We start from the raw sequence: 22,254 nt of genomic DNA on the forward strand, positions 1-22,254 counted from the left end.
AAAACTTGGCTGACAAAAAATTGTCAGCCTTTTTTGAAAATTTAAAATTATATTTATATTTTACGTAATATTAAAAATATTTAGGATCGTTATATTATGACAAAATATGCAAAATTACGATCAACTCATATCATAGTTAAATGTATTTTAGGAATGATTATTTTATCTTTGATATTAACTACAATGAACACTTATACAAATCAAAATATCAAAAAATATATCGCAACAGTAAATGGTGAAAAAATTAGTTTTAATGTATTTCAAAACATGTATTCTATTGAACAAGAAAAACAAAAAAAAATATTAGGAGAAAAATTTTTTCAATTAAATAAAAATAAACAATTTATAAAAGAAACATACAATTATATTTTATCTCAACTTATTAATAATGTTCTTTTAGAACAATATGCAAAAAAAATAAAATCAGAAGTTGACGATGATCAAATCAAAGAAATAATATTAAATTCTAACTTATTTCAAAAAAATAAAAAATTTAATAAAGGAAAGTATTTTGATTATCTTGCATCTGTTAATTTAACTCATAATGAATATATAGATCTACTCAAAAAAAAATTAAATACTGAACACTTAATCAATGCTATTATTGATAGTAATTTTATTTTAGAACAAGAAAAATTAGGTATAATAAAATTATTATCTCAAAAAAGAACTATTAAAAAAGCAACTGTAAATCTAGATTTCTTGGTTAAAAAACAAAATGTAAAAAATTTAGAAATACAAAATTATTTTTATAAACACAAAAACGATTTTTATATTCCTAAAAAATTTAAAGTTGATTTTGCTCAAATAAAACTTAAAGATTTTAAAATCAAGTGTAATGAAAATGAAATTACTCAATGGTATGAAAAAAATATTAAAAAATATTCAACAAAAGAAAAAAGAAGATATAGTATTATTCAAATAAAAAATAAAAATGATGGATTATTAATATTATCTCAATTATATAATGAAAATAAAGATTTTTCAAAAATAGCTGAAAACAATTCAACTGATCCAATTTCATCTAAAAGGGGTGGAGATATTGGATGGATATATAGTGACTCGATTCCAGATGAAATTAAAAAATCAAATTTAAATCAAGAAAATCAAATATCTGATATTATCCCATTTCATAATGAATTTTTAATTATTAAATTGAATAAAATTAAAAAAAGTCACCAAAAAAAGTTATCTGAAGTATATGAAACTATTAAAAAAGAAATACAAGTTCAAAAATCTTTATACCTATATAATAAAATACAAAAAGAAATATCTAATGTTTCTGAAAAAAACTCAAATGAACTTGATCAAATTCTTAAAAAAAATAATATACCTATTCAAAACACAGATTGGTTTGATAAAAATTCAATTCCTGATGTATTAAATATTTCTGCTTTAAAAAAAATTATTTTTAGTAATAAAAAACAATCATATTCACATTTTGTTATTTTAAAAAACAATCAATCATTTTTAATCAGAATTAAAGATTTTAAAAATAAGAAAATGCAAGTTCTTAATGATGTAAAAGAAGAAATAAAAAACAAACTGAAAAATATAAAAGCAATAAAAGAAGCAAAAAAAATATCAAAAAAAATTATTTTAGAATTAGAACAAGGTAATATGAATTTATTTAAAAAATTCAATCTACATTTTAACAATTCAGAAACTATATCTCGTTATGATGATAATCCAATTACATCAATAATTTTTTCTTTACCACATCCAAAAAATGAAAAAAAAATATATACTTTATACCAAGATCAAAATAACAAAATTGTAATTATATTACTTGATAAAGTTTATGATAAAAATTTTTCTAAAAAAGAAGAAAATATTATTACTGAATACTTAGAAAAAAATTACATTGAATCAATATTTAATTGTATTCTTAATAATCTTCGTGAAACGTCAATAATTAAATATGAAAAAATAGAGGGAATATAAATTTATTTTAAAAGTTATTCGATATATTAATTATTTATCAATACGAATAACTTTCTAAAAAATTTAATTCTTTAAAAAAATATATTATAATAATTTCATCTTTGTTTTCATACTATTCATATAATAAGAACGATTAGATTTCCATTCATCAAATCCTTTTTTACGAATAGTACATGATTTACATTCACTACAGCCTATTCCTTTAATACCATTATAACAAGTAACTGTATCATTTAAAATAATATCAGTAATATTACAATAATCTGATAAAGCCCATATTTCTGGTTTGTTAAGATTCATCAAAGGTGTTATAAAACTGATATTGCAATTCATACCTATTTGAATAACATAATTCATATTTTTAATAAATTCGTTCCTGCAATCTGGATATCCAGAAAAATCAATTTCATTTACACCTAAAATTACTGAACTAATTTTATTACTGTAAGCATATATAGAAGATAAAGTTAAAAACAAAATATTACGACCAGGAACAAATGTACTGGGAAACAAGTTATCTAAAGGATGATTTCTATGAATTGAAATATTTTTATTTGTCAAACTACTAAAAGAAATTTTTTGTAAATACTGAACATCCAAAATTATATGATTTTTTATTCCTAATTTTTTTGAAATCAAAATAGCAGAGTTAATTTCAGATTTATGCAATTGATTATAATCGAAAGTTATACAATGAATTTCTTTATATACATGCGTATAATACGCTAAACAAGTTGTCGAATCTTGTCCACCACTTAAAATTACTAATGCTTTTTTCATTTTTTTATAAGTTGTCATTATTTGAAAAATATATTTTTAAAAAAATCAACAATATGTAGTATAAAATATTTCTAAAAAAATTGACTTTTATATTGAATATAGATAAAAAGAATGTTTTGTAAAAAATATTTTTTATATTATCACAGAAAATAATTTTTTTTTTATTAAAATTTTTTATAATTTATACAAAGTACTGCAATATTCAAAAAAACATTTATAAAAATTTAACTTTTAGGACTTTTTTGTGAAATTGTTTAACCAATTAAGATGGTTTTTTATAAGAGAATGGAAAAGATATTTAGGAGCTATTGTACTATTAATAATAATTTCTATTTTACAATTATTACCTCCTAAAATAGTTGGTATTTTAATAGATTTAATTATAAAAGAAAAAATGCATGGTATGCAAATATTACCTTGGATTTGTATTATCTTTTTAATAGCTCTAATTGTATATACATTACGATATTTATGGAGAATATTGTTGTTTGGAGCTTCTTATCAACTAGCTACAGAACTTCGAGTAAAATTTTATTCTTATCTTAGTCATCAAAGTCAAAAATTTTTTTTAGAAAACAGAACTGGAGATTTAATGGCAAGAGCTACAAATGATGTCGATCGTGTAGTTTTTGCTGCAGGAGAGGGTGTTTTAACATTAGTAGACTCATTATTTATGGGTTTTTCTGTTTTAATTATAATGAGTACTCAGATTAGCTTTTTTTTAACAATGATTTCTTTAATACCAATGCCTATTATGGCAGTTTTAATCAAAAAATATGGACAAGAACTTCATGAAACTTTTCGTCATGCTCAAGCTTCTTTTTCTTTATTAAACAACCAAACACAAGAAATTTTAACCAGTATTAGAATGATCAGAGCATTTGGTTTAGAAAAAAATCAGTCAAATAAATTTGATATTATTGTAAATAAAACTGGAAAAAAAAATATGGAAGTAGCAAAAATAGATGCTCGTTTCGATCCAGTAATTTATCTATCAGTCGCTTTTTCTAATTTATTTTCTGTTATAGGCGGGGGTTATTTAGTTTGGAATAACAAAATTACTATAGGACAACTTACCAGTTTTATCATGTATCTTGGATTAATGATTTGGCCAATGTTAGCACTAGCATGGATGTTTAATATAGTTGAAAGAGGGAGTGCGGCTTGGGACAGAATATATTCTATTATCAATAAAAAATTGTATATTAACGATGGAGACAAAAAAATTCCACATTCTCCTGGTAGATTAAATATTAATATTAATCTATTTTTCTATCCAAAAAATAAAATTCCATCATTAAAAAATATAAATGTTGTTCTAGACCCTGGAAGAACATTAGGTATTTGTGGTCCTACAGGATCTGGTAAAAGTACATTATTAAAACTAATTCAACGCGAATTCAAAATTCAAAAAGGAGAAATATCTTATCATTCTATACCATTATCAGAATTAAAAATTGATGAATGGAGAAGTCGAATTGCAATTGTAAATCAAAATTCTTTTTTATTTTCAGAAAGTATTGCCAATAACATTGCTTTAGGTAAACCAAACGCATCTCAAAAAGAAATAGAATCAGTTGCAAAATTAGCTGACATACATAAAGATATTATTTCTTTAACAAAGGGATATAAAACTCAAGTTGGTGAACGTGGCGTAATGTTGTCAGGAGGTCAAAAACAACGCATTGCCATCGCTCGTGCATTATTATTAAATTCAGAAATATTAATATTAGATGATGCATTATCTGCTGTTGATGGTCAGACAGAAAATAATATATTGAACAATATTAATAAATGGAAAAAAAATGGACATTCTTTAATTATTACAGCGCATCGTTTATCTGCATTAATTAACTCGGATGAAATTATAGTAATAAAAAATGGTTCAACTATACAAAGAGGAAATCACTTAAAATTAACTAAAGAAGAAAATTGGTATAAATCTATGTATTCATATCAAAAATTAAAAATGGAACTTGAAGATAATTAAAAAAAATAGGTGAAAAATTTATAACATGGATCATTTAATCGAATTTTGGCCAATTTTAAAACGTTTATTAGTTTATTTAATACCTTTTAAAAAACAGTTGATCTTAGCATTTATCTTACTTTTAAGTGGGTCAATATCAGAAGTAATAGGACCAATTTTAATAAGTTATTTTATTAATAATATTTTATCTAAACATGAATTACATTTCAAAATAATATGTATTATTATTATAATATATATAATATTACAAATATTATCAGTTTTTTTTAATTATTTTCAAAGTATTTTATTTAACAAAATAGCAGTAAAAGTTATTAGTAAATTACGTCAAGATGTTATGAATGCTGCATTGAGACAACCTATTAGTCAATTTGACTCTCAGCCTATTGGACAAATGATTTCTAAAGTAACTAATGATACTGAAGCAGTAAAAGAACTATATGATACTGTTGCACCTACGTTATTTAAAAGTATTACATTAATTTTTATTATATTATTTGCAATGTTTACTCTTGAATGGCACATGGCAATGATAGCTCTGCTCATTTTACCATTAGTAATAACAATAATGTTAATTTATCAAAAACATAGTACTCCACTTTTAAGAAAAGTACGATATTATTTAGCTGATATTAATAATAAATTCAACGAAACTATTAATGGAATAAATGTAATTCAACAATTCCGACAACAAAATAGATTTAAAAAATCTATTCAAAATAGCAGTGAATTACATTATATAGCACGTATGAAAATATTAAAATTAGAAGGTTTTTTATTAAGACCTCTTCTTAGTTTATTATCTGCTTTAGTTTTATGTAATTTTATTTTGTTGTTTAGTTGTTTTAAAATTGGAGCTTTTGAAGTAGGAGTTCTTTATGCATTTATTACTTATCTTGGAAGATTAAATGAACCTTTAATTGCAATTACCATACAACAATCTGTATTACAACAATCTATTGTTGCAGGAGAGAGAATTTTTACTCTCATAGATTCACCAAAACAAAAATATGGAAACAATAAAACAATACTAAAAAGTGGAAAAATTAATATTAAAAATGTTAGTTTTAACTATGATAACTGTAAAAAAAACATACTTAAAAATATTAATATATGTATTCCTTCAAAATATTTTGTTGCATTCGTAGGACATACAGGTAGCGGAAAAAGCACTTTAGCAAATTTGTTAATGGGCTATTATCCTATAAAAATGGGAAAAATATATTTAGACGATAAACCCATTAATTCAATTAGTCATTCTAGTTTAAGAAAAAATATATTAATGGTACAACAGGATCCAATAGTTCTTTCAGATACTATTTTTGCTAATATTACATTAGGAAGAAAAATTTCTGAAAAAAAAATATGGCAAATATTAGATACAGTTCATCTTTCATCTTTAGTAAAATCTATGCCAAATGGAATTTACTCTCGATTAGGAGAAGAAGGAAATAACCTGTCTGTAGGTCAAAAACAGTTGTTAGCTATTGCTAGAATATTAGTTATGCCTCCAAAAATACTTGTATTAGATGAAGCCACCGCAAATATTGATTCTGGAACAGAACAATTAATTCAAAAAACATTATTATCAATAAGAACAAAATCTACTTTGGTAGTAATTGCTCATAGATTATCCACTATTATTGAAGCGGATTTAATTGTAGTTTTAAAAAAGGGAGAAGTTATTGAATTGGGTACACATGAGGAATTATTAAATAAAAAAAATTGTTATTGGAAAATGTATAAACTTCAATTATCTAGATCTTAGGAGAATCTGTTAGCTATATCATAACACCTGTATTAGCTGAATTGGCTGCTTCTTTCCAGATCTGACCAAGTGTTCAATTTTACAGTGTTAGAGGCTAACAGAAAACTCCATTTTATTTTTTATAATAAAATTATAAATTAAAATGAGAATACTATTGTATAGATCAAATTTAAAAATTACAACTAATATTTACAATCAATAGCTATAATAAAAAAATCATTTATAAAATAAATAAGAATTCTTTCATAATACAACAAATATTGTTAGCATAGTCTTTTGATAAAATATTATAAAATTTTATATGAATCATCAAATATTAGCACGAAAATGGCGACCACAGTCCTTTGAGGATGTAATTGGACAAAAACATATTATATCAGCTTTATGTAACGAATTTTCTCTAGGGCGTATTCACCATTCATGGTTATTATCTGGAACAAGAGGAATTGGAAAAACAACAATTGCTCGATTAATTGCTAAAAGTTTAAATTGTAAAACAGGTATCACATCACATCCCTGTAGAAAATGCATTATTTGTCAAGAAATAGAAAAAGGATTATGTTTAGACGTTTTTGAAATAGATGCAGCTTCTCGAACAAAAGTAGAAGATATGAGAGATATGTTAGATAATATTTATTATGCTCCTACGAAAAGTCGTTTCAAAGTATATTTAATTGATGAAGTTCATATGCTTTCTCGGAATAGTTTTAATGCGCTTCTTAAAACACTTGAAGAACCTCCTAAACATGTTAAGTTTATTTTAGCGACTACAGATATAGAAAAAATCCCTAAAACAATTATTTCTCGTTGTTTATGCTTGAAATTAAAAACACTTTCTGAAGAAAAAATATTTAATTTATTAAAAAAAATTTTAATAAAAGAATGTATTGATTTTGATAACGATTCTTTAAAAAGAATATCTTGTCATGCTAAGGGAAGTATACGAGATGCTCTTAACTTATTAGAACATGCTATAAATCTAGGAAATAATTGTGTCAATATAAAAAATGTAATGGAAATGTTAGGAATTCCATCTGAACACTATTCTTTTTTATTAACTAAGGCAATATTAAAAAAAGATTCAAAAAAAATAATGTTATTATTAGATGAAATTAGTAATATGGGAATAGAATGGGAAGAAATTTTAACAGAAATTTTACGTTTTTTACATCACATTTCTATGTCACAATCCTTTCCCTTAATATGGGCAAAAAATATTATAGGAAATTATAAAAATGAAATTCAAATGTTAGCAAAAGATATTGATAAAAAAAACGTACAATTATGTTATCAAATATTAATAAATGGAAAAAAAGAATTAAATTTTTCACCTAACGCTAAAATGGGAGTAGAAATGACGATATTACGTGCAATTGATACAGTATAAAAAATATTTATAAAAATAATATATATATAAAATTTAATAACAATAATACATAAATAATGTTTACAAAAATATTAAAATATAAAAAAAAGACCATACATATACTAAAATTTTTATAAAAATTGTAATAATATATCAAAAAACAATATTTCATTATATGAAATTCCTAAAATTTCACTCTAAAAAAATACATTTTTTTAAAAAAATTAATTTTAATATTATTTCAATGAAAAAAATATTATATAATTTAACATAACGAGATAAAAATATATGTTTACTAAAAATGGATTAGGTAATTTGATGCAACAAGCACAACAAATGCAAGAAAAAATGGCAAAAATTCAAGAAGAAATTGCTCAAATAGAGGTTACAGGAGAATCTGGTGCTGGACTGGTTAAGGTAACTATTAATGGTGCTCATAATTGTAGACGTGTGGAAGTAGATCCCAGTTTACTTAAAGATGATAAAGATATGTTAGAAGATTTAGCTGCAGCTGCTTTTAACGATGCAGCAAGAAGAATTTCTGAAGTGCAAAAAAAGAAAATGTCTGCAATATCTACAGGAATGCAATTTCCAACAGGTTTTAACATACCTAAATAAAAAATAAAAAATTTATATTAAACATAAATTTATTTAAAAAAATTATAAATATATATTATATAAAGAGATATCTGTATGACAACACAAAAAAAAGAAGTATATAATTTTCAATCCGAAGTAAAACAATTATTACACTTAATGATTCACTCATTATATTCTAATAAAGAAATTTTTTTACGAGAATTGATATCCAATGCATCAGATGCAATAGATAAATTACGATTTGAATCAATATCATCACCATTATTATATGAAAATGACAGCCAAACAAAAGTTCAAATATCTATTAATAAAGCCCAAAGAACTCTAATTATTAGTGATAATGGAATTGGAATGACTCGAAAAGATACAATAGAAAATCTTGGTACAATTGCTAAATCAGGTACGAAGTCATTTCTTCAATCTTTAGAAAAACAACAAAGCAAAAAGAACGAACTTATTGGAGAATTTGGCGTTGGTTTTTATTCATCATTTATTGTATCAGAAAAAGTATGTGTTAGAACTAGATATGCTGGTACAAAACCTGAAGAAGGAACATTATGGGAATCTTCAGGAGAAGGAGAATATAATGTAACAAATATTATAAAAAAAACAAGAGGAACTGAAATTACTTTATTTTTAAAAAAAGAAGAAGAAGAATTTTTAGAAACATGGCGTATTAAAAACATAATTAGCAAATATTCTGATCATATTACCGTACCAGTAAACATACAAAATTATGATGAAAAAAATAAAACATATTTTTGGGAACAAATTAATAAAGCTAAAGCATTATGGACACTAAATAAGTCTTCTATTACTAATGATGAATATAAAGATTTTTATAAACACCTTACTAATGACCAAAATGATCCATTAATATGGAGTCACAATCATGTAGAAGGTAATCAAGAATATATTAGTTTATTATATATACCTAAAAAAGCAGCTTGGGACATATGGAATAGAGATAATAAACATGGTTTAAAACTGTATGTAAAACGTGTTTATATTATGGATAATTCTCAAGAATTTCTTCCTAATTATTTACGTTTTGTAAGAGGACTAATAGATTCTAGTGATTTACCCTTAAATGTTTCTCGCGAAATATTACAAGATAATTCAATTACAACTAATATCAGAAAAGCATTAACAAAAAGATCTTTAAAAATTCTAGATAAACTATCAAAAGATTCTAATGAAAAATATAAAACTTTCTGGAATCAATTCGGACTTGTTTTAAAAGAAGGTCCCGCAGAAGATAATGAAAATTTATCAAAAATTGCCAATCTTTTACGTTTTGCTTCCATTAAAAATAATAGCGCTGAACAAACATTATCTTTAGAAGAATACATATCTAACATGCATGAAAAACAAGAAAAAATATACTATATTACTGCAGATAGTTACATATCAGCAAAAAATAGTCCACATTTAGAGTTGTTTAAAAAAAATAATATCGATGTTTTATTATTATCGGATAGAATAGATGAATGGATGATGAATTATCTTGTAGAATTCAAAGGAAAAAAATTTCAATCTATTAGTAAAGAAGATATATCACTTAATAAGCTAACAGAAGACAAAAAAATAAAAAACAATGAATTGTCGAAAGAAATGATTGAATTCTTAAAGAGAGTAAAAAAATTTCTTGGAAATCAAGTAAAAGACGTAAGATTAACATATCGATTAACAGAAACTCCATGTGTTCTTCTTAGTGATTCTAATGAAATGACTACACAAATGGCTAAACTTTTTTCTGCGGCGGGACAATCTATTCCAGAATTAAAATATATTTTTGAAATAAATCCAAAACATTTATTAATAAAAAAAATATGTTTAATCAATGATGAAATTGAATTTAAAGAGTGGATTAAATTATTATTAGATCAAGCTTTTTTAGCCGAAAGAGGAAATTTAGAAAATCCACATGAATTTATTTCTAGAATGAATAAATTACTTATTCAATAAAAATATTATGATTACTACTATAATAGTAGTAATCTCGAAGCGATTTATAAATTAATATATAATAAGAAAAAAATTATGCGTATTATTTTACTAGGTGCACCTGGTACAGGAAAGGGAACACAAGGGAAACTTATTTCAGAAAAATACAACATTCCACAAATATGTACAGGTGATATGTTACGAGAAAATATTTATTTAAAAAATGAAATTGGTAATATCATAAAAAATACAATTAAAAAAGGAAAATTAGTTTCTGATACAATTGTATGTGATTTAATAAAAATAAGAATTAAAAAAAAAGATTGTAAAAATGGTTTTTTATTAGATGGTTTTCCAAGGAGTATTGAACAAGCTTATTACCTATCTAAAAATAAAATAATTATAGATTATGTGTTAGATTTTATAATGCCAAATAAAGCAATATTAGAACGTATATCCGGTAGACGAACACATCTTCAATCAGGCCGAATTTATCATATAAAATTCAATCCACCAAAAATTCATAACAAAGATGATTTAACTGGAGATACTTTAATTGTAAGAGAAGATGATAAAAAAGAGATTTTAGAAAAAAGACTAAGAGAATATGAAAAAATAACTCATCCATTAAAAAAATACTATTTGAATCAAGCATCACAAAGAAAATTACAATTTTTTACAATTAATGCTATGGATTCTCTTCTAAATATTAAAAATAAAATAGAAAATTTTTTAAAAAAATAGTTTTTTGCGTTCTACAGGATTTGAACCTGTGACCTACGGCTTAGAAGGCCGTTGCTCTATCCAGCTGAGCTAAGAACGCATAAATTATTAAATTAAAATCTAACACTAATATAATATATATACAAGTAAAATGTTATTAATATTATCATATTTTATAATCTAGATGTTTATTATAACAATAATTTAGTATATGATTTGAAATAATTCAAAAATTAATCGAGTTAATTAATAATGCCAGCAATAATTATAGATGGTAATAAAATAGCAAATAAAATACAATTAAATATTTTAAAGAAAGTTAATCAAAGAAAAAAAAATGGTAAAAAAATTCCCGGATTAGCTATGATCTTAATTGGGAATAATATTCCTTCTCAAATTTATTTAAAAAAAAAACAAATAGCATGTAAAAATGTTGGTTTTTTTTCGGAATTTTGGAACTTTCCTGAAAATACAAATGAAATAAAAATTTTAAATTTAATAGAAAAATTGAATAATAATACAAAAATAGATGGAATTTTAATACAACTTCCACTTCCTAAACATATCAATCATATAAAAATTTTACGAAGTATTACTCCTAACAAGGATGTAGATGGATTTCATCCCTATAATACAGGTTCCTTGTGTCAGAGAAGCCCAACATTAAGAGCATGTACACCTAGAGGTATTATTACAATGTTAAAACATAATAAAATAAAAACTCATGGATTAAATGCAGTAATGGTTGGAGCTTCTAATATAGTTGGAAGGCCTATGAGCTTAGAATTATTACTAGCAGGATGTACAACTACCGTGACACATAGATTTACTAAAAATTTAAAGAATCACGTCAAGAATGCCGATTTATTAATTGTGGCTGTAGGAAAACCAAAATTCTTAAAAGGAGAATGGATTAAAAACGGTTCTATAGTGATAGATGTTGGTATTAATCGATTAGAAAATGGGAAAATAGTAGGTGATGTAGATTTCAAAACAGCGTATTTAAAAGCTTCTTACATAACTCCCGTTCCAGGAGGCGTTGGTCCTATGACTGTTGCTATGTTACTTCAAAATACATTAGAAGCATGTGAAAAAAAGAATTATTTTTTTTAAAAAATTTTTTTATTTTTTACGCCATATTGTTTTATCAGGTAAATCTTCTAAAACTACGTCTAAAGATGTTAATTTTTTTCTTATATCATCTGCTTCTTTCCATAATTTAGAATTTCTTGCAATATTTCTTTTTTGTATCAGTTTTTCTATTCTTTGAAACATAGATTCTTCTAAAATATGTTTTTTTTGCAAAAAATCTTCAGGTGTTTGTGATAAAAAACCTAAAAAATTTCCTAAAGATTGTAATCTAAAAGCAAATTTATTTGCTTTTAATATATCCTTTTTTTTGAAAAAATTAATTTTTCTCGCTATTTTAAAAAAAATAGAAAATACCTTAGGTGTATTAAAATCATCATTCATTGCATTATAAAATTCAAATTCAAAATTCATACCTTCTTCAATGTTAGGAAAAGGTTTAGTATTAGATAATGAAGTGTATAAATATTTTAATGATACATATGCTTGTTGTAAGTTTTTTTCACTATAATAAATAGGATGACGATAATGTGTTGATAGAAAAAAATAACGTAGAACCTCAGAATTATAATTTTTTAAAACTTCTTTTAAAAGAAAAATATTGCCTAAAGATTTAGACATTTTTTGATTGTTAGTAATGACTACTCCTGTATGCATCCAATAATTTACTATAAATTTATTATTTAAGCATGCAGACTGAGCTCTCTCATTTTCATGATGAGGGAAAAGAAGATCAGAACCACCTCCATGAATGTCTATAGAATTTTTAAAAAAAACATTATTAATAGCACTACATTCAATATGCCATCCTGGACGACCTTTACCCCATGGAGAATTCCAATAATATTCACCTTTTTTAGAAGCCTTCCAAAGTAAAAAATCTAACGGGTTTGCTTTAGTATTGTTTAATGGAATACGGCATCCAGATTGTAATGATTTTAAAGATTGACCAGATAAAATCCCATAATTATCACAACTATTTATAGAAAAAAAAACATCACCATGTTTATTCATATATGCATGTTGATTGTTAATCAATTTTATTATTATTTTAATAATATCATCAATATAATCTGTAACACGAGGTTCTTCATCAGGAGGAAAAATGCCTAACAGAGAAAAATCTTTATGCATGGCATCAATCATGTTAGTAGTTAAGGTATTAATATTAATTTTTTCTTTAATTGATTTGAAAATAATTTTATCATCAATATCAGTAATATTTCGCACATATTTTACTTGAAATCCACAAAGTCGTAAATAACGAACTATCATATCAAAAGCAACAAAAGTACGACCGTGACCAATATGACAAAAATCATATACAGTAACACCGCATACATACAAATTTACTTTATTTTTATTAATTGGTTTAAAAATTTCTTTTTCTTTGGTTAATGTATTAAAAATTTTTAACATAATTCGCATCCTATGGAAATACACTTAAAGAAAATAACATAAAATATGTTATTTTCTATATTATCAATATGATAAAATGATAAATTATTATTTATTAAAAATATCAAAAAAATTTTTTAATATTTCCTTAATATAAAATATATAAAAAAATATTTTTTTAAAATTCATAATTAAAAAAAATAATAGAATATTTTATTATAAAAAAAATTGGAATTAATAATGAAAACAAAATTGAGAGAAATGTTAAAATTCCCTTGTTTTTTTACTTATAAGATTATCGGTTTGGCACAACCTGAACTTATTGATCAAATAATAAAAGTCATTCAAACCCAAATTCCTGGAGATTATACACCTCAAGTAAAATCAAGTAATAGGGGTAATTATCTTTCAGTTTCAATCACAATATGCGCTAAAAATTTTGAGCAAATTGAAATTTTATATCATGAAATTAGCAAAATTAATATAGTTAGAATGGTTTTATAAAAAATTGTATCTTTAATATAGTACAGCCCTATTAAAGAGCCGTACTATAAAAAGTATACTTATGTTTTTTTTAGAAAAAACATTTAAATAACTTTACAAACTAATAACATTAGCGGCAGATGGTCCTTTCGCTCCTTCGGTAATTTCAAATTCAACACTTTGACCTTCTGCTAAAGTTTTAAATCCATTACTTTGTATTGCTGAAAAATGAACGAATACATCTTTGCTTCCATCTTCTGGAGTAATAAAACCAAAACCTTTAGATTCATTAAACCATTTAACATTACCTTTAATCTTGGACATCTATATTACCTTCACATGAAAAAACATACTAAATTAAAAAAAGAGATCAATTATCAATTATATTTTTATTTTAAAAATTCAAAATAAAAATTATGATAAAAAAAGTTTAAATTCTAAATAGATTAACATGTAAATCTATTTTTATCTAGAAAGTAATTTATTTTAAATATAAAAAAACCCGAAAAAAGATATTTCGGGTTTTTTTTACCTGGCTTTTACCTACTCTTACACGGGGAGACCCCGTACTACCATCGGCGTTGAAGCGTTTCACTTCTGAGTTCGGAATGGATTCAGGTGGTACCACTACACTATTTTTGCCAGGCTTTTTAATAAAAGTTGTGTTATTAAAACATAATTATTAATTCAGTAAAACAAGCTTTTTATTAAATTTATTTTAAAAACACCTCTGGTGTTGTAAGGTTAAGCCTCTTGGGTCATTAGTACTAGTTAGCTCAACATATTGCTATGCTTACACATCTAGCCTATCAACGTTGTAGTCTTCAACGTCCCTTCAGTAAACATTTCTGTTTCAGGGAAGACTTATCTTGGGGCAAGTTTCGTGCTTATATGCGTTCAGCGCTTATCTTTTCCGCATTTAGCTACCGGGCAATGCCATTGGCATGACAACCCGAACACCAGTGATGCGTCCACTTCGGTCCTCTCGTACTAGAAGCAGCCCCCCTCAATCTTCCAACGCCCACGGCAGATAGGGACCGAACTGTCTCACGACGTTCTAAACCCAGCTCGCGTACCACTTTAAATGGCGAACAGCCATACCCTTGGGACCTGCTTCAGCCCCAGGATGTGATGAGCCGACATCGAGGTGCCAAACACCGCCGTCGATATGAACTCTTGGGCGGTATCAGCCTGTTATCCCCGGAGTACCTTTTATCCGTTGAGCGATGGCCCTTCCATACAGAACCACCGGATCACTAAGACCTGCTTTCGCATCTGCTCGCGTTATCACGCTCACAGTCAAATTGGCTTATGCCTTTACACTAACCTCACGATGTCCGACCGTGATTAGCCAATCTTCGTGCTCCTCCGTTACTCTTTGGGAGGAGACCGCCCCAGTCAAACTACCCACCAGACACTGTCTCTGTACCGGATTACGGCACTAGGTTAGAATACCGAATTTTAAAGGGTGGTATTTCAAGTTTGGCTCTATTAAAACTGGCGTTTTAATTTCATAGCCTCCCACCTATCCTACACATTAAAATTTAGAATTCAGTGTCAAGCTATAGTAAAGGTTCACGGGGTCTTTCCGTCTTGCCGCGGATATACTGCATCTTCACAGCAATTTCAATTTCACTGAGTCCCAGGTGGAGACAGCCTGGCCATCATTACGCCATTCGTGCAGGTCGGAACTTACCCGACAAGGAATTTCGCTACCTTAGGACCGTTATAGTTACGGCCGCCGTTTACCGGGGCTTCAGTCTAGAGCTTTAAGTTTCCTTTGACTCTTTCGATTAACCTTCCGGCACCGGGCAGGCGTCACACCGTATACTTCCACTTTCGTGTTTGCACAGTGCTGTGTTTTTAATAAACAGTTGCAGCCAGCTGGTATCTTCGACTAGTTTCAGTTAGAGGAGTAAATCCTTTCGCTTAATACTAGCGTGCCTTCTCCCGAAGTTACGGCACTATTTTGCCTAGTTCCTTCACCTGGGTTCTCTCAAGCGCCTTAGTATTCTCTACTTAACCACCTGTGTCGGTTTAGGGTACGATTTAATTTTACCTGATGCTTAGAGGCTTTTCTTGGAAGCGTGGTGTTAATTACTTCATCACCTTAGTGATTCGTCATCATGCCTCAGATTAAAGATAACCGGATTTGCCTAATTATCATACCTACACATTTAAACCAGGGCAACCGTCGCCTGGATAATCTAACCTTCTTCGTCCCCACTTCGCAGTAATATTAAGCACAGGAATATTAACCTGTTGTCCATCGACTACGCTTTTCAGCCTCGCCTTAGGGGTCGGCTTACCCTGCCCCGATTAACGTTGGACAGGAAACCTTGGTTTTTCGGCGAGCAGGTTTTTCACCTGCTTTATCGTTACTCATGTCAGCATTCGCACTTCTGATACCTCCAACATATTTTACAATATATCTTCACAGGCTTACAGAACGCTCCCCTACCCAGCAATAAAAAAAATTTATGCTGCCGCAGCTTCGGTACATAGTTTGAGCCCCGTTACATCTTCCGCGCAGGCCGACTTGACCAGTGAGCTATTACGCTTTCTTTAAATGATGGCTGCTTCTAAGCCAACATCCTGGCTGTTTATGCCTTCCCACATCGTTTCCCACTTAACTATGATTTTGGGACCTTAGCTGGCGGTCTGGGTTGTTTCCCTTTCCACAACGAACGTTAGCACCCGCTGTGTGTCTCCCGTGATAGCATTCTACGGTATTCGGAGTTTGCATCGGATTGGTAAGCCGGGATGGCCCCCTAGCCGAAACAGTGCTCTACCCCCGTAGATGAATTCACGAGGCGCTACCTAAATAGCTTTCGGGGAGAACCAGCTATCTCCCGGTTTGATTGGCCTTTCACCCCTAGCCATAGGTCATCCGCTGATTTTTCAACATCAGTCGGTTCGGTCCTCCAGTTAGTTTTACCTAACCTTCAACCTGCCCGTGGCTAGATCACCGGGTTTCGGGTCTGTACCCTGAAACTTAACGCCTATTTAGGACTCGGTTTCCCTTCGGCTCCCCTATTTGGTTAACCTTGCTACAGAGTACAAGTCGCTGACCCATTATACAAAAGGTACGCAGTCACATGTTTATTTGAAAACATGCTTCCACTGCTTGTACGTACACGGTTTCAGGTTCTATTTCACTCCCCTCGCCGGGGTTCTTTTCGCCTTTCCCTTACGGTACTAGTTCACTATCGGTCAGTCAGGAGTATTTAGCCTTGGAGGATGGTCCCCCCATATTCAAACAGGATTTCTCGTGTCCCGCTCTACTTTTCGAACCCACAATAAAAATTATTTTGTATACTGGGCTATCACCTTGTATCGCTGAATTTTCCAAATCATTCTACTGTAATTTATATTGATTATGGTTCTGGGCTGTTCCCCTTTCGCTCGCCACTACTAAGGGAATCTCGGTTGATTTCTTTTCCTCAAGGTACTTAGATGTTTCAGTTCCCTTGGTTTGCTTTATTAACCTATTTTATTTAGTTAATAATGATGTATTAAATACATCGGGTTTCCCCATTCGGAAATCGACGGTTATTGCGCTTCATATCAGCTTACCGACGCTTTTCGCAGATTAGCACGTCCTTCTTCGCCTCTGACTGCCAAGGCATTCACCATGTACGCTTACTTGCTTAACCTTACAACCCACAGGTGTTTTAAAAAATAATTTATTTATGCTTGTTTTCCGAATTTTTAAAGAGCATTTTTATATTTTAAACTTTTTTAAAGTTATAAGCTAAAGAATAACACAATAATTTCAATTAGTATATATTATTTTTTAATTTTTTTTATCGTCCCCTAGGGGATTTGAACCCCTGTTGCCGCCGTGAAAGGGCGGTGTCCTAGACCTCTAGACGAAGGGGACATTTAAAAAAATACAGAAAACTATTTTTTTAAACTATATTATAAATAATACAGATCGAAAAAAAAGAGTCAAGTATTTTCTTCATTATTCATTAAATATTAAAAAAATTATTATAAAAACATTAAAATTATTTTATTTCTATTTCATATTTCTTTTTAAAGAATTTATAATATAATTTGTTTCTGGAAAAATATTATGCCATAAAAAAAAAGAATGAGCTGCTTGAAAAACTAACATTCCTATACCATTAGATCTTTTTTTAATATATGAACTAAAAAAAGGTGTGTCATACTTGTGATAATTCATATCATAAAAACAAGTTTTAGATGACACAAAAGATACATCTATATTATTTTCGTTATTTTTATCATATTTTGATGTTGCGTTAATAATTAGATCAAAATGCTTCTTTTCTGATGAATTTTTATCAAAAATATTAATTTTTCCATATTTACTAAATTGAACAACTAATTTTTCAGCATTTGATAAAGTTCTATTTAAAATAAACACAGAACATCCAAATGACAATAGAGGAAAAAGAATTCCTCTAACTGCTCCGCCAGCACCAAGTATTAATATTGAATTATTTTTTTTTATAAAATTTAATCTAATTAAATCAGATAATAATCCAATTCCATCTGTATTATCTCCTAAAATATATTTATTATTGACTTTTTTTAAAGTATTAACAGATTGAGCAATTCTAGCTCTTTCTGTTAATTTATCACAAAATAAGTACGCTTCTTGTTTAAAAGGTGCAGTAATATTCGCACCTTTACCATGTTTTTTAAAAAACTTAAGTAAAAAAGAAACAAATTCATCTAATGGCACATTAACAGATTCGTAAGTATGAAAAACATTTGTTTGATTAGAAAAAAAACCATGAATTTCAGGTGATTTACTATGATTAATAGGATTACCAAATACAGCATAATTAAAATTTTGATTTTTAAACATGACGAATTAATTTTCCGTTAGTAATATTAATAATCTTAGAAGGATTTCTTTCATTACCTATTTCTCCATGTAATAGTGGAAAATCTTCACCAAAATATTTAAAAACTTCTTTATAAGTAATACTTGGAGTCATATTAGTAATATTAGCACTTGTAGATACTAAAGCTTCACCAAAAGCATCACATAACTTTATTATACTTGTATGTGCACTGATACGTACAGCTATAGTATCAAATTTCCCTGTTAACCAAAAAGGAACCTTAGAATTTGCTGGAACTAAAAAAGTAAAGGGTCCCGGCCAAAATGAAAAAATTTTTTTCTTTTGTTCTTTTGATAAAAGATTTTCATTAATATACTTTTTGATCTGATGAAAATTTGAACCTACTAATATTAATCCTTTTTCTATATTTCTTTTTTTTAAACGTAGTAATTTTAATACAGCTTCTTTACTATTAGGATCACAACCTAGTCCAAACATCGATTCTGTAGGATATGCGATCACATTTTTATCACGTAACATTTTTATACAATACAAAAGTGAATTTGAAAAACAATCTTTATTCATTAAAATCTTCTCACTATAAAAAAATATTATAATATTTTTCATAAACATAAAAAATATTTAATGAATAATTTCTTCTTTAAAATTAAATAATAAATTTTCAAGTTTTCTATAAACTAATTCACATCCAGGAACTGTAAATAATACAATTAATATAATCCATTTTAAATCTTCAAGATTAATTTCATTAATATCTAATTCCATAATTCTTTCAATAATCATTTCGCGTGTATCTAATGTTAATATTTCTAATTGTTCTAAAAAAAGTATAAAACCACGACAATCAGAATTTAATTTAAGAGATTCTTCTTGAGTATAAATTCGAATAGACATTTTTTTTGATAATGAATTAATAGGTGAAATAATATTCTTTTTATAACAAGATAAATTTTTTAACCAACGTAACGTATTATAAATATCTCTTTGTTGAAAGCCTATATCTGATAAATCATTTGTCAAACTATCGTAATCAATAGAAATTTTAGATTTACTATGTACATAAGTTTCAAACAAGTATATTAATATATCAAACATTAGATCCTCGATTACATATTAAAAAATTTAAATATTTAGTAATATATTTTTACATGCGTATAAATTTATTATATTTATATTAATGTATAAATAATACACAAAATTAAATAATGCAATATCAAATAAATTTTACTAAAAAATTTTAAATAAATAATAAAATTATTTTTTTAAAAAAAATATAAAAACAATATAAGTAAACTTTTAATTATAATAAAAAAGTCTATACTAATACATAAAATTCAAAAATTTTAAATTTAAATCTATGTCCTTTTTAAAAATATTATATTATCCAGATAAACGTTTAAGACTCAAAGCTAAACCTATAAATAAAATAGATACAAATATAAAAAATATTGCAAAAAATATGATTGATACAATGTATCGAAAAGAAGGAATTGGTTTAGCTGCAACTCAAGTTAATATTCAATTACAAATTATAGTCATAAAAAAAATGGAAGAACAAAACAACAACTTGATACTTATTAATCCAGTCATTCTTAAAAAAGAAGGTCAAATTAGTATTGAAGAAGGATGTTTATCAATTCCGGAATATCGTGCTATTATTCCCCGATCAAACTATATAAAAGTCCAAGCTATAAATATAGATGGAAAAAAAATAGAAATAGAAGCACAATCAATAGTATCTATTTGCATACAGCATGAAATAGATCATCTTCACGGTAAATTGTTTATTGATTATTTATCAAAATTTAAAAAAGATAGAATTCAAAAAAAATTCAAAAAAATAGAAAAACAAAAAACGTTTTATTAAAGGAATAATATAAATTTGAAAAAATTAAAAATTATATTTGCCGGGACAGCACATTTTTCTGCTGAACATTTAAAAATATTAATTAATTCTTCACAAACAGTAATCTCAGTAATCACACAACCAGATCTTCCTTCTGGAAGAGGCCAAAAAATTATTTTTTCTCCTGTAAAAACAATATCTATAAAAAACCAAATTCCTGTTTTACAGCCTTTAAATTTAAATGATCAAATATTTCAAGATAAAATATCAAAACTTAATGCAGATATAATGATAGTTGTATCGTACGGAAAAATCATACCAAAGAAAATTCTAGGTATGTTTCCCAATGGTTGTATTAATGTTCATGCCTCACTGTTACCTCGATGGAGGGGTGCAACTCCGATTCAATCATCAATTTCACATGGTGATAAAAAAACGGGCATTAGCATAATCAAAATGAATGAAAAAATTGATACTGGTAATATACTGCATTCTGTTGAATGTAGTATATCCTCAAAAGACACATATGAAAGTTTATCTTTTAAACTAATGAAAATAGGAGTTCAAGCATTATTAGAAGTTTTAAATAAAATCTCTAAAAATACAATTATTGAAAAAAAACAAAATGAAAAAGACGCTATTTTATCAAAAAAAATTCATAAAAAAGACGGTCTTTTAAATTGGAATTTAAAAGCATTAGAATTAGAGCGTTTAATACGAGCATTTAATCCATGGCCTGTCTGTTATTTTATTTTAAATAATCAAACAATTAAGGTATGGAAGGCAGAAGTGATTCCTATTTCGCAAACTAATGCTTCAATAGGAGAAATTATATTTTGTAGTAACGATGGAATTAAAATAAATACTTCTGATAAAATATTAAACATTCAAAAAATACAATTACCTGGGAAAAAAATTATAGATGTGAAAAGCTTACTTGCTTCAAAAAAAAATTTTTTTAAAATAGGTATGATTATATAAAAAATTTTTACTATTCCAAATGTGAATATCAAAAAAAACAGCAAACGGTAAGTTTCCGTTTGCTTTAGACGAAAAAATTTTTTATTTCTCTACAATTACTTCTTTTTTATTTTTTTTAACGCGATCAACTAATTCAATATAAGCCATAGGAGCTTTATCTCCGGATCGAAAACCACATTTTAAAATACGTGTATACCCTCCTGATCTACTAATAAAAGAAGGTCCTAATGTTGTAAATAATTTTGCTACTATTTCATTATCACGAATACGAGAAAACACTAATCGTCTATGTGCAATAGTATCTACTTTAGATAAAGTTATAAGTGGTTCTACAATACGTCGTAATTCTTTTGCTTTTGCAAGTGTAGTTTTAATAATTTCGTGTAAAAATAGTGAACAGGCCATATTTTTTAACATGGCTTTAAGATGACTGCTATTACGATTTAATTGGCGACCGCTTTTTCTATGACGCATAAATTTATCCCTTATATCAAAATA

Annotated in this window: 18 protein-coding genes, 2 tRNA genes, 2 rRNA genes and 1 other RNA gene; 11 read left to right on the forward strand and 12 right to left on the reverse strand. The window is 27.0% G+C overall.

The annotated features are described in order from the left end of the window. Positions 1-96 precede the first annotated feature (96 nt). Entirely contained in the window at positions 97-1,944 is a 1,848-nt protein-coding gene (locus D9V66_RS02440) for a SurA N-terminal domain-containing protein (RefSeq protein ID WP_158365854.1), read from the forward strand. Between the two features lie 84 nt (positions 1,945-2,028). On the opposite strand, the gene queC is transcribed toward D9V66_RS02440, so the two are convergent. Next, positions 2,029-2,724 carry a 7-cyano-7-deazaguanine synthase QueC gene (queC, locus tag D9V66_RS02445; protein WP_158366047.1) on the reverse strand — a complete coding sequence of 232 codons (696 nt, stop codon included), beginning with the start codon at positions 2,722-2,724 and terminating at the stop codon, positions 2,029-2,031. 244 nt (positions 2,725-2,968) lie between these two features. On the opposite strand from queC, the gene D9V66_RS02450 reads away from it, so the two are divergent. Both D9V66_RS02450 and D9V66_RS02455 read left to right on the forward strand, forming a co-directional pair. Further along, on the forward strand, positions 2,969-4,714 hold the full coding sequence (locus D9V66_RS02450) for a SmdA family multidrug ABC transporter permease/ATP-binding protein (protein WP_158365855.1): 1,746 nt from the start codon (positions 2,969-2,971) through the stop codon (positions 4,712-4,714). A gap of 25 nt (positions 4,715-4,739) precedes the next feature. Next, positions 4,740-6,482, forward strand: coding sequence for a SmdB family multidrug efflux ABC transporter permease/ATP-binding protein (locus tag D9V66_RS02455; protein ID WP_158365856.1), 1,743 nt, complete (start codon positions 4,740-4,742; stop codon positions 6,480-6,482). Positions 6,483-6,486: 4 nt separating this feature from the next. Here the strand turns inward: D9V66_RS02455 and ffs are convergent. Then, positions 6,487-6,582, reverse strand: an RNA gene (gene ffs / locus D9V66_RS02460) — signal recognition particle sRNA small type. Between the two features lie 201 nt (positions 6,583-6,783). On the opposite strand from ffs, the gene dnaX reads away from it, so the two are divergent. The 4 genes from dnaX (at position 6,784) to adk (ending at position 11,139) form a co-directional block, all read left to right on the forward strand. Further along, the gene (gene dnaX, locus D9V66_RS02465) at positions 6,784-7,869 is read left to right on the forward strand and encodes a DNA polymerase III subunit gamma/tau (protein WP_158365857.1); all 1,086 of its coding nucleotides are present in this window, start codon (positions 6,784-6,786) and stop codon (positions 7,867-7,869) included. A gap of 267 nt (positions 7,870-8,136) precedes the next feature. Then, entirely contained in the window at positions 8,137-8,466 is a 330-nt protein-coding gene (locus D9V66_RS02470) for a YbaB/EbfC family nucleoid-associated protein (protein WP_158365858.1), read from the forward strand. A 75-nt stretch (positions 8,467-8,541) separates the two neighbouring features. Then, positions 8,542-10,416, forward strand: coding sequence for a molecular chaperone HtpG (htpG, locus tag D9V66_RS02475; RefSeq protein WP_158365859.1), 1,875 nt, complete (start codon positions 8,542-8,544; stop codon positions 10,414-10,416). Between the two features lie 75 nt (positions 10,417-10,491). Further along, complete coding sequence (adk, locus tag D9V66_RS02480) at positions 10,492-11,139, forward strand: adenylate kinase (protein ID WP_158365860.1); 648 nt, start codon at positions 10,492-10,494, stop codon at positions 11,137-11,139. Positions 11,140-11,144: 5 nt separating this feature from the next. On the opposite strand, the gene D9V66_RS02485 is transcribed toward adk, so the two are convergent. Next, positions 11,145-11,218 (reverse strand) — tRNA-Arg (locus D9V66_RS02485). 152 nt (positions 11,219-11,370) lie between these two features. On the opposite strand from D9V66_RS02485, the gene folD reads away from it, so the two are divergent. After that, the gene (gene folD / locus D9V66_RS02490; protein WP_158365861.1) at positions 11,371-12,231 is read left to right on the forward strand and encodes a bifunctional methylenetetrahydrofolate dehydrogenase/methenyltetrahydrofolate cyclohydrolase FolD; all 861 of its coding nucleotides are present in this window, start codon (positions 11,371-11,373) and stop codon (positions 12,229-12,231) included. Positions 12,232-12,240: 9 nt separating this feature from the next. Here folD and cysS read toward each other — a convergent pair whose 3' ends face one another. Continuing rightward, a complete protein-coding gene (gene cysS, locus D9V66_RS02495; protein WP_158365862.1) occupies positions 12,241-13,626 on the reverse strand; it encodes a cysteine--tRNA ligase in 1,386 nt (461 codons plus the stop codon). A 219-nt stretch (positions 13,627-13,845) separates the two neighbouring features. On the opposite strand from cysS, the gene ybeD reads away from it, so the two are divergent. Beyond that, the gene (gene ybeD, locus D9V66_RS02500) at positions 13,846-14,109 is read left to right on the forward strand and encodes a DUF493 family protein YbeD (RefSeq protein WP_158365863.1); all 264 of its coding nucleotides are present in this window, start codon (positions 13,846-13,848) and stop codon (positions 14,107-14,109) included. A gap of 93 nt (positions 14,110-14,202) precedes the next feature. Here the strand turns inward: ybeD and cspE are convergent, their stop codons facing one another. From cspE to D9V66_RS02535, 7 genes are all read right to left on the reverse strand, one after another. Next, complete coding sequence (gene cspE / locus D9V66_RS02505) at positions 14,203-14,412, reverse strand: transcription antiterminator/RNA stability regulator CspE (protein ID WP_009874442.1); 210 nt, start codon at positions 14,410-14,412, stop codon at positions 14,203-14,205. Between the two features lie 206 nt (positions 14,413-14,618). Further along, positions 14,619-14,734 (reverse strand): 5S ribosomal RNA (gene rrf, locus D9V66_RS02510). Between the two features lie 94 nt (positions 14,735-14,828). Then, a 23S ribosomal RNA gene (locus D9V66_RS02515) occupies positions 14,829-17,744 on the reverse strand. 154 nt (positions 17,745-17,898) lie between these two features. After that, positions 17,899-17,971, reverse strand: a tRNA-Glu gene (locus tag D9V66_RS02520). Positions 17,972-18,109: 138 nt separating this feature from the next. Further along, entirely contained in the window at positions 18,110-18,928 is an 819-nt protein-coding gene (aroE, locus tag D9V66_RS02525) for a shikimate dehydrogenase (RefSeq protein ID WP_158365864.1), read from the reverse strand. Then, positions 18,921-19,448 (reverse strand): Sua5/YciO/YrdC/YwlC family protein, encoded by a 528-nt coding sequence (locus tag D9V66_RS02530; protein WP_187308387.1) that lies wholly within the window; start codon positions 19,446-19,448, stop codon positions 18,921-18,923. Before D9V66_RS02530 ends, aroE begins: the two co-directional genes overlap by 8 nt. Before the next feature lie 102 nt (positions 19,449-19,550). Further along, positions 19,551-20,024, reverse strand: a complete 474-nt coding sequence (locus tag D9V66_RS02535; RefSeq protein WP_158365866.1) for a DUF494 family protein — start codon at positions 20,022-20,024, stop codon at positions 19,551-19,553. A gap of 262 nt (positions 20,025-20,286) precedes the next feature. Between D9V66_RS02535 and def the strand changes: the two genes are divergently transcribed. Next, a complete protein-coding gene (def, locus tag D9V66_RS02540) occupies positions 20,287-20,796 on the forward strand; it encodes a peptide deformylase (protein ID WP_158365867.1) in 510 nt (169 codons plus the stop codon). A gap of 15 nt (positions 20,797-20,811) precedes the next feature. Then, entirely contained in the window at positions 20,812-21,756 is a 945-nt protein-coding gene (gene fmt, locus D9V66_RS02545; protein ID WP_158365868.1) for a methionyl-tRNA formyltransferase, read from the forward strand. 81 nt (positions 21,757-21,837) lie between these two features. On the opposite strand, the gene rplQ is transcribed toward fmt, so the two are convergent. After that, positions 21,838-22,230 carry a 50S ribosomal protein L17 gene (gene rplQ / locus D9V66_RS02550; RefSeq protein WP_158365869.1) on the reverse strand — a complete coding sequence of 131 codons (393 nt, stop codon included), beginning with the start codon at positions 22,228-22,230 and terminating at the stop codon, positions 21,838-21,840. Between the last annotated feature and the right edge of the window lie 24 nt (positions 22,231-22,254).

Origin of the sequence: Buchnera aphidicola (Brevicoryne brassicae) (assembly GCF_005082825.1) — a bacterium.
Taxonomy (GTDB): domain Bacteria; phylum Pseudomonadota; class Gammaproteobacteria; order Enterobacterales; family Enterobacteriaceae; genus Buchnera; species Buchnera aphidicola_AK.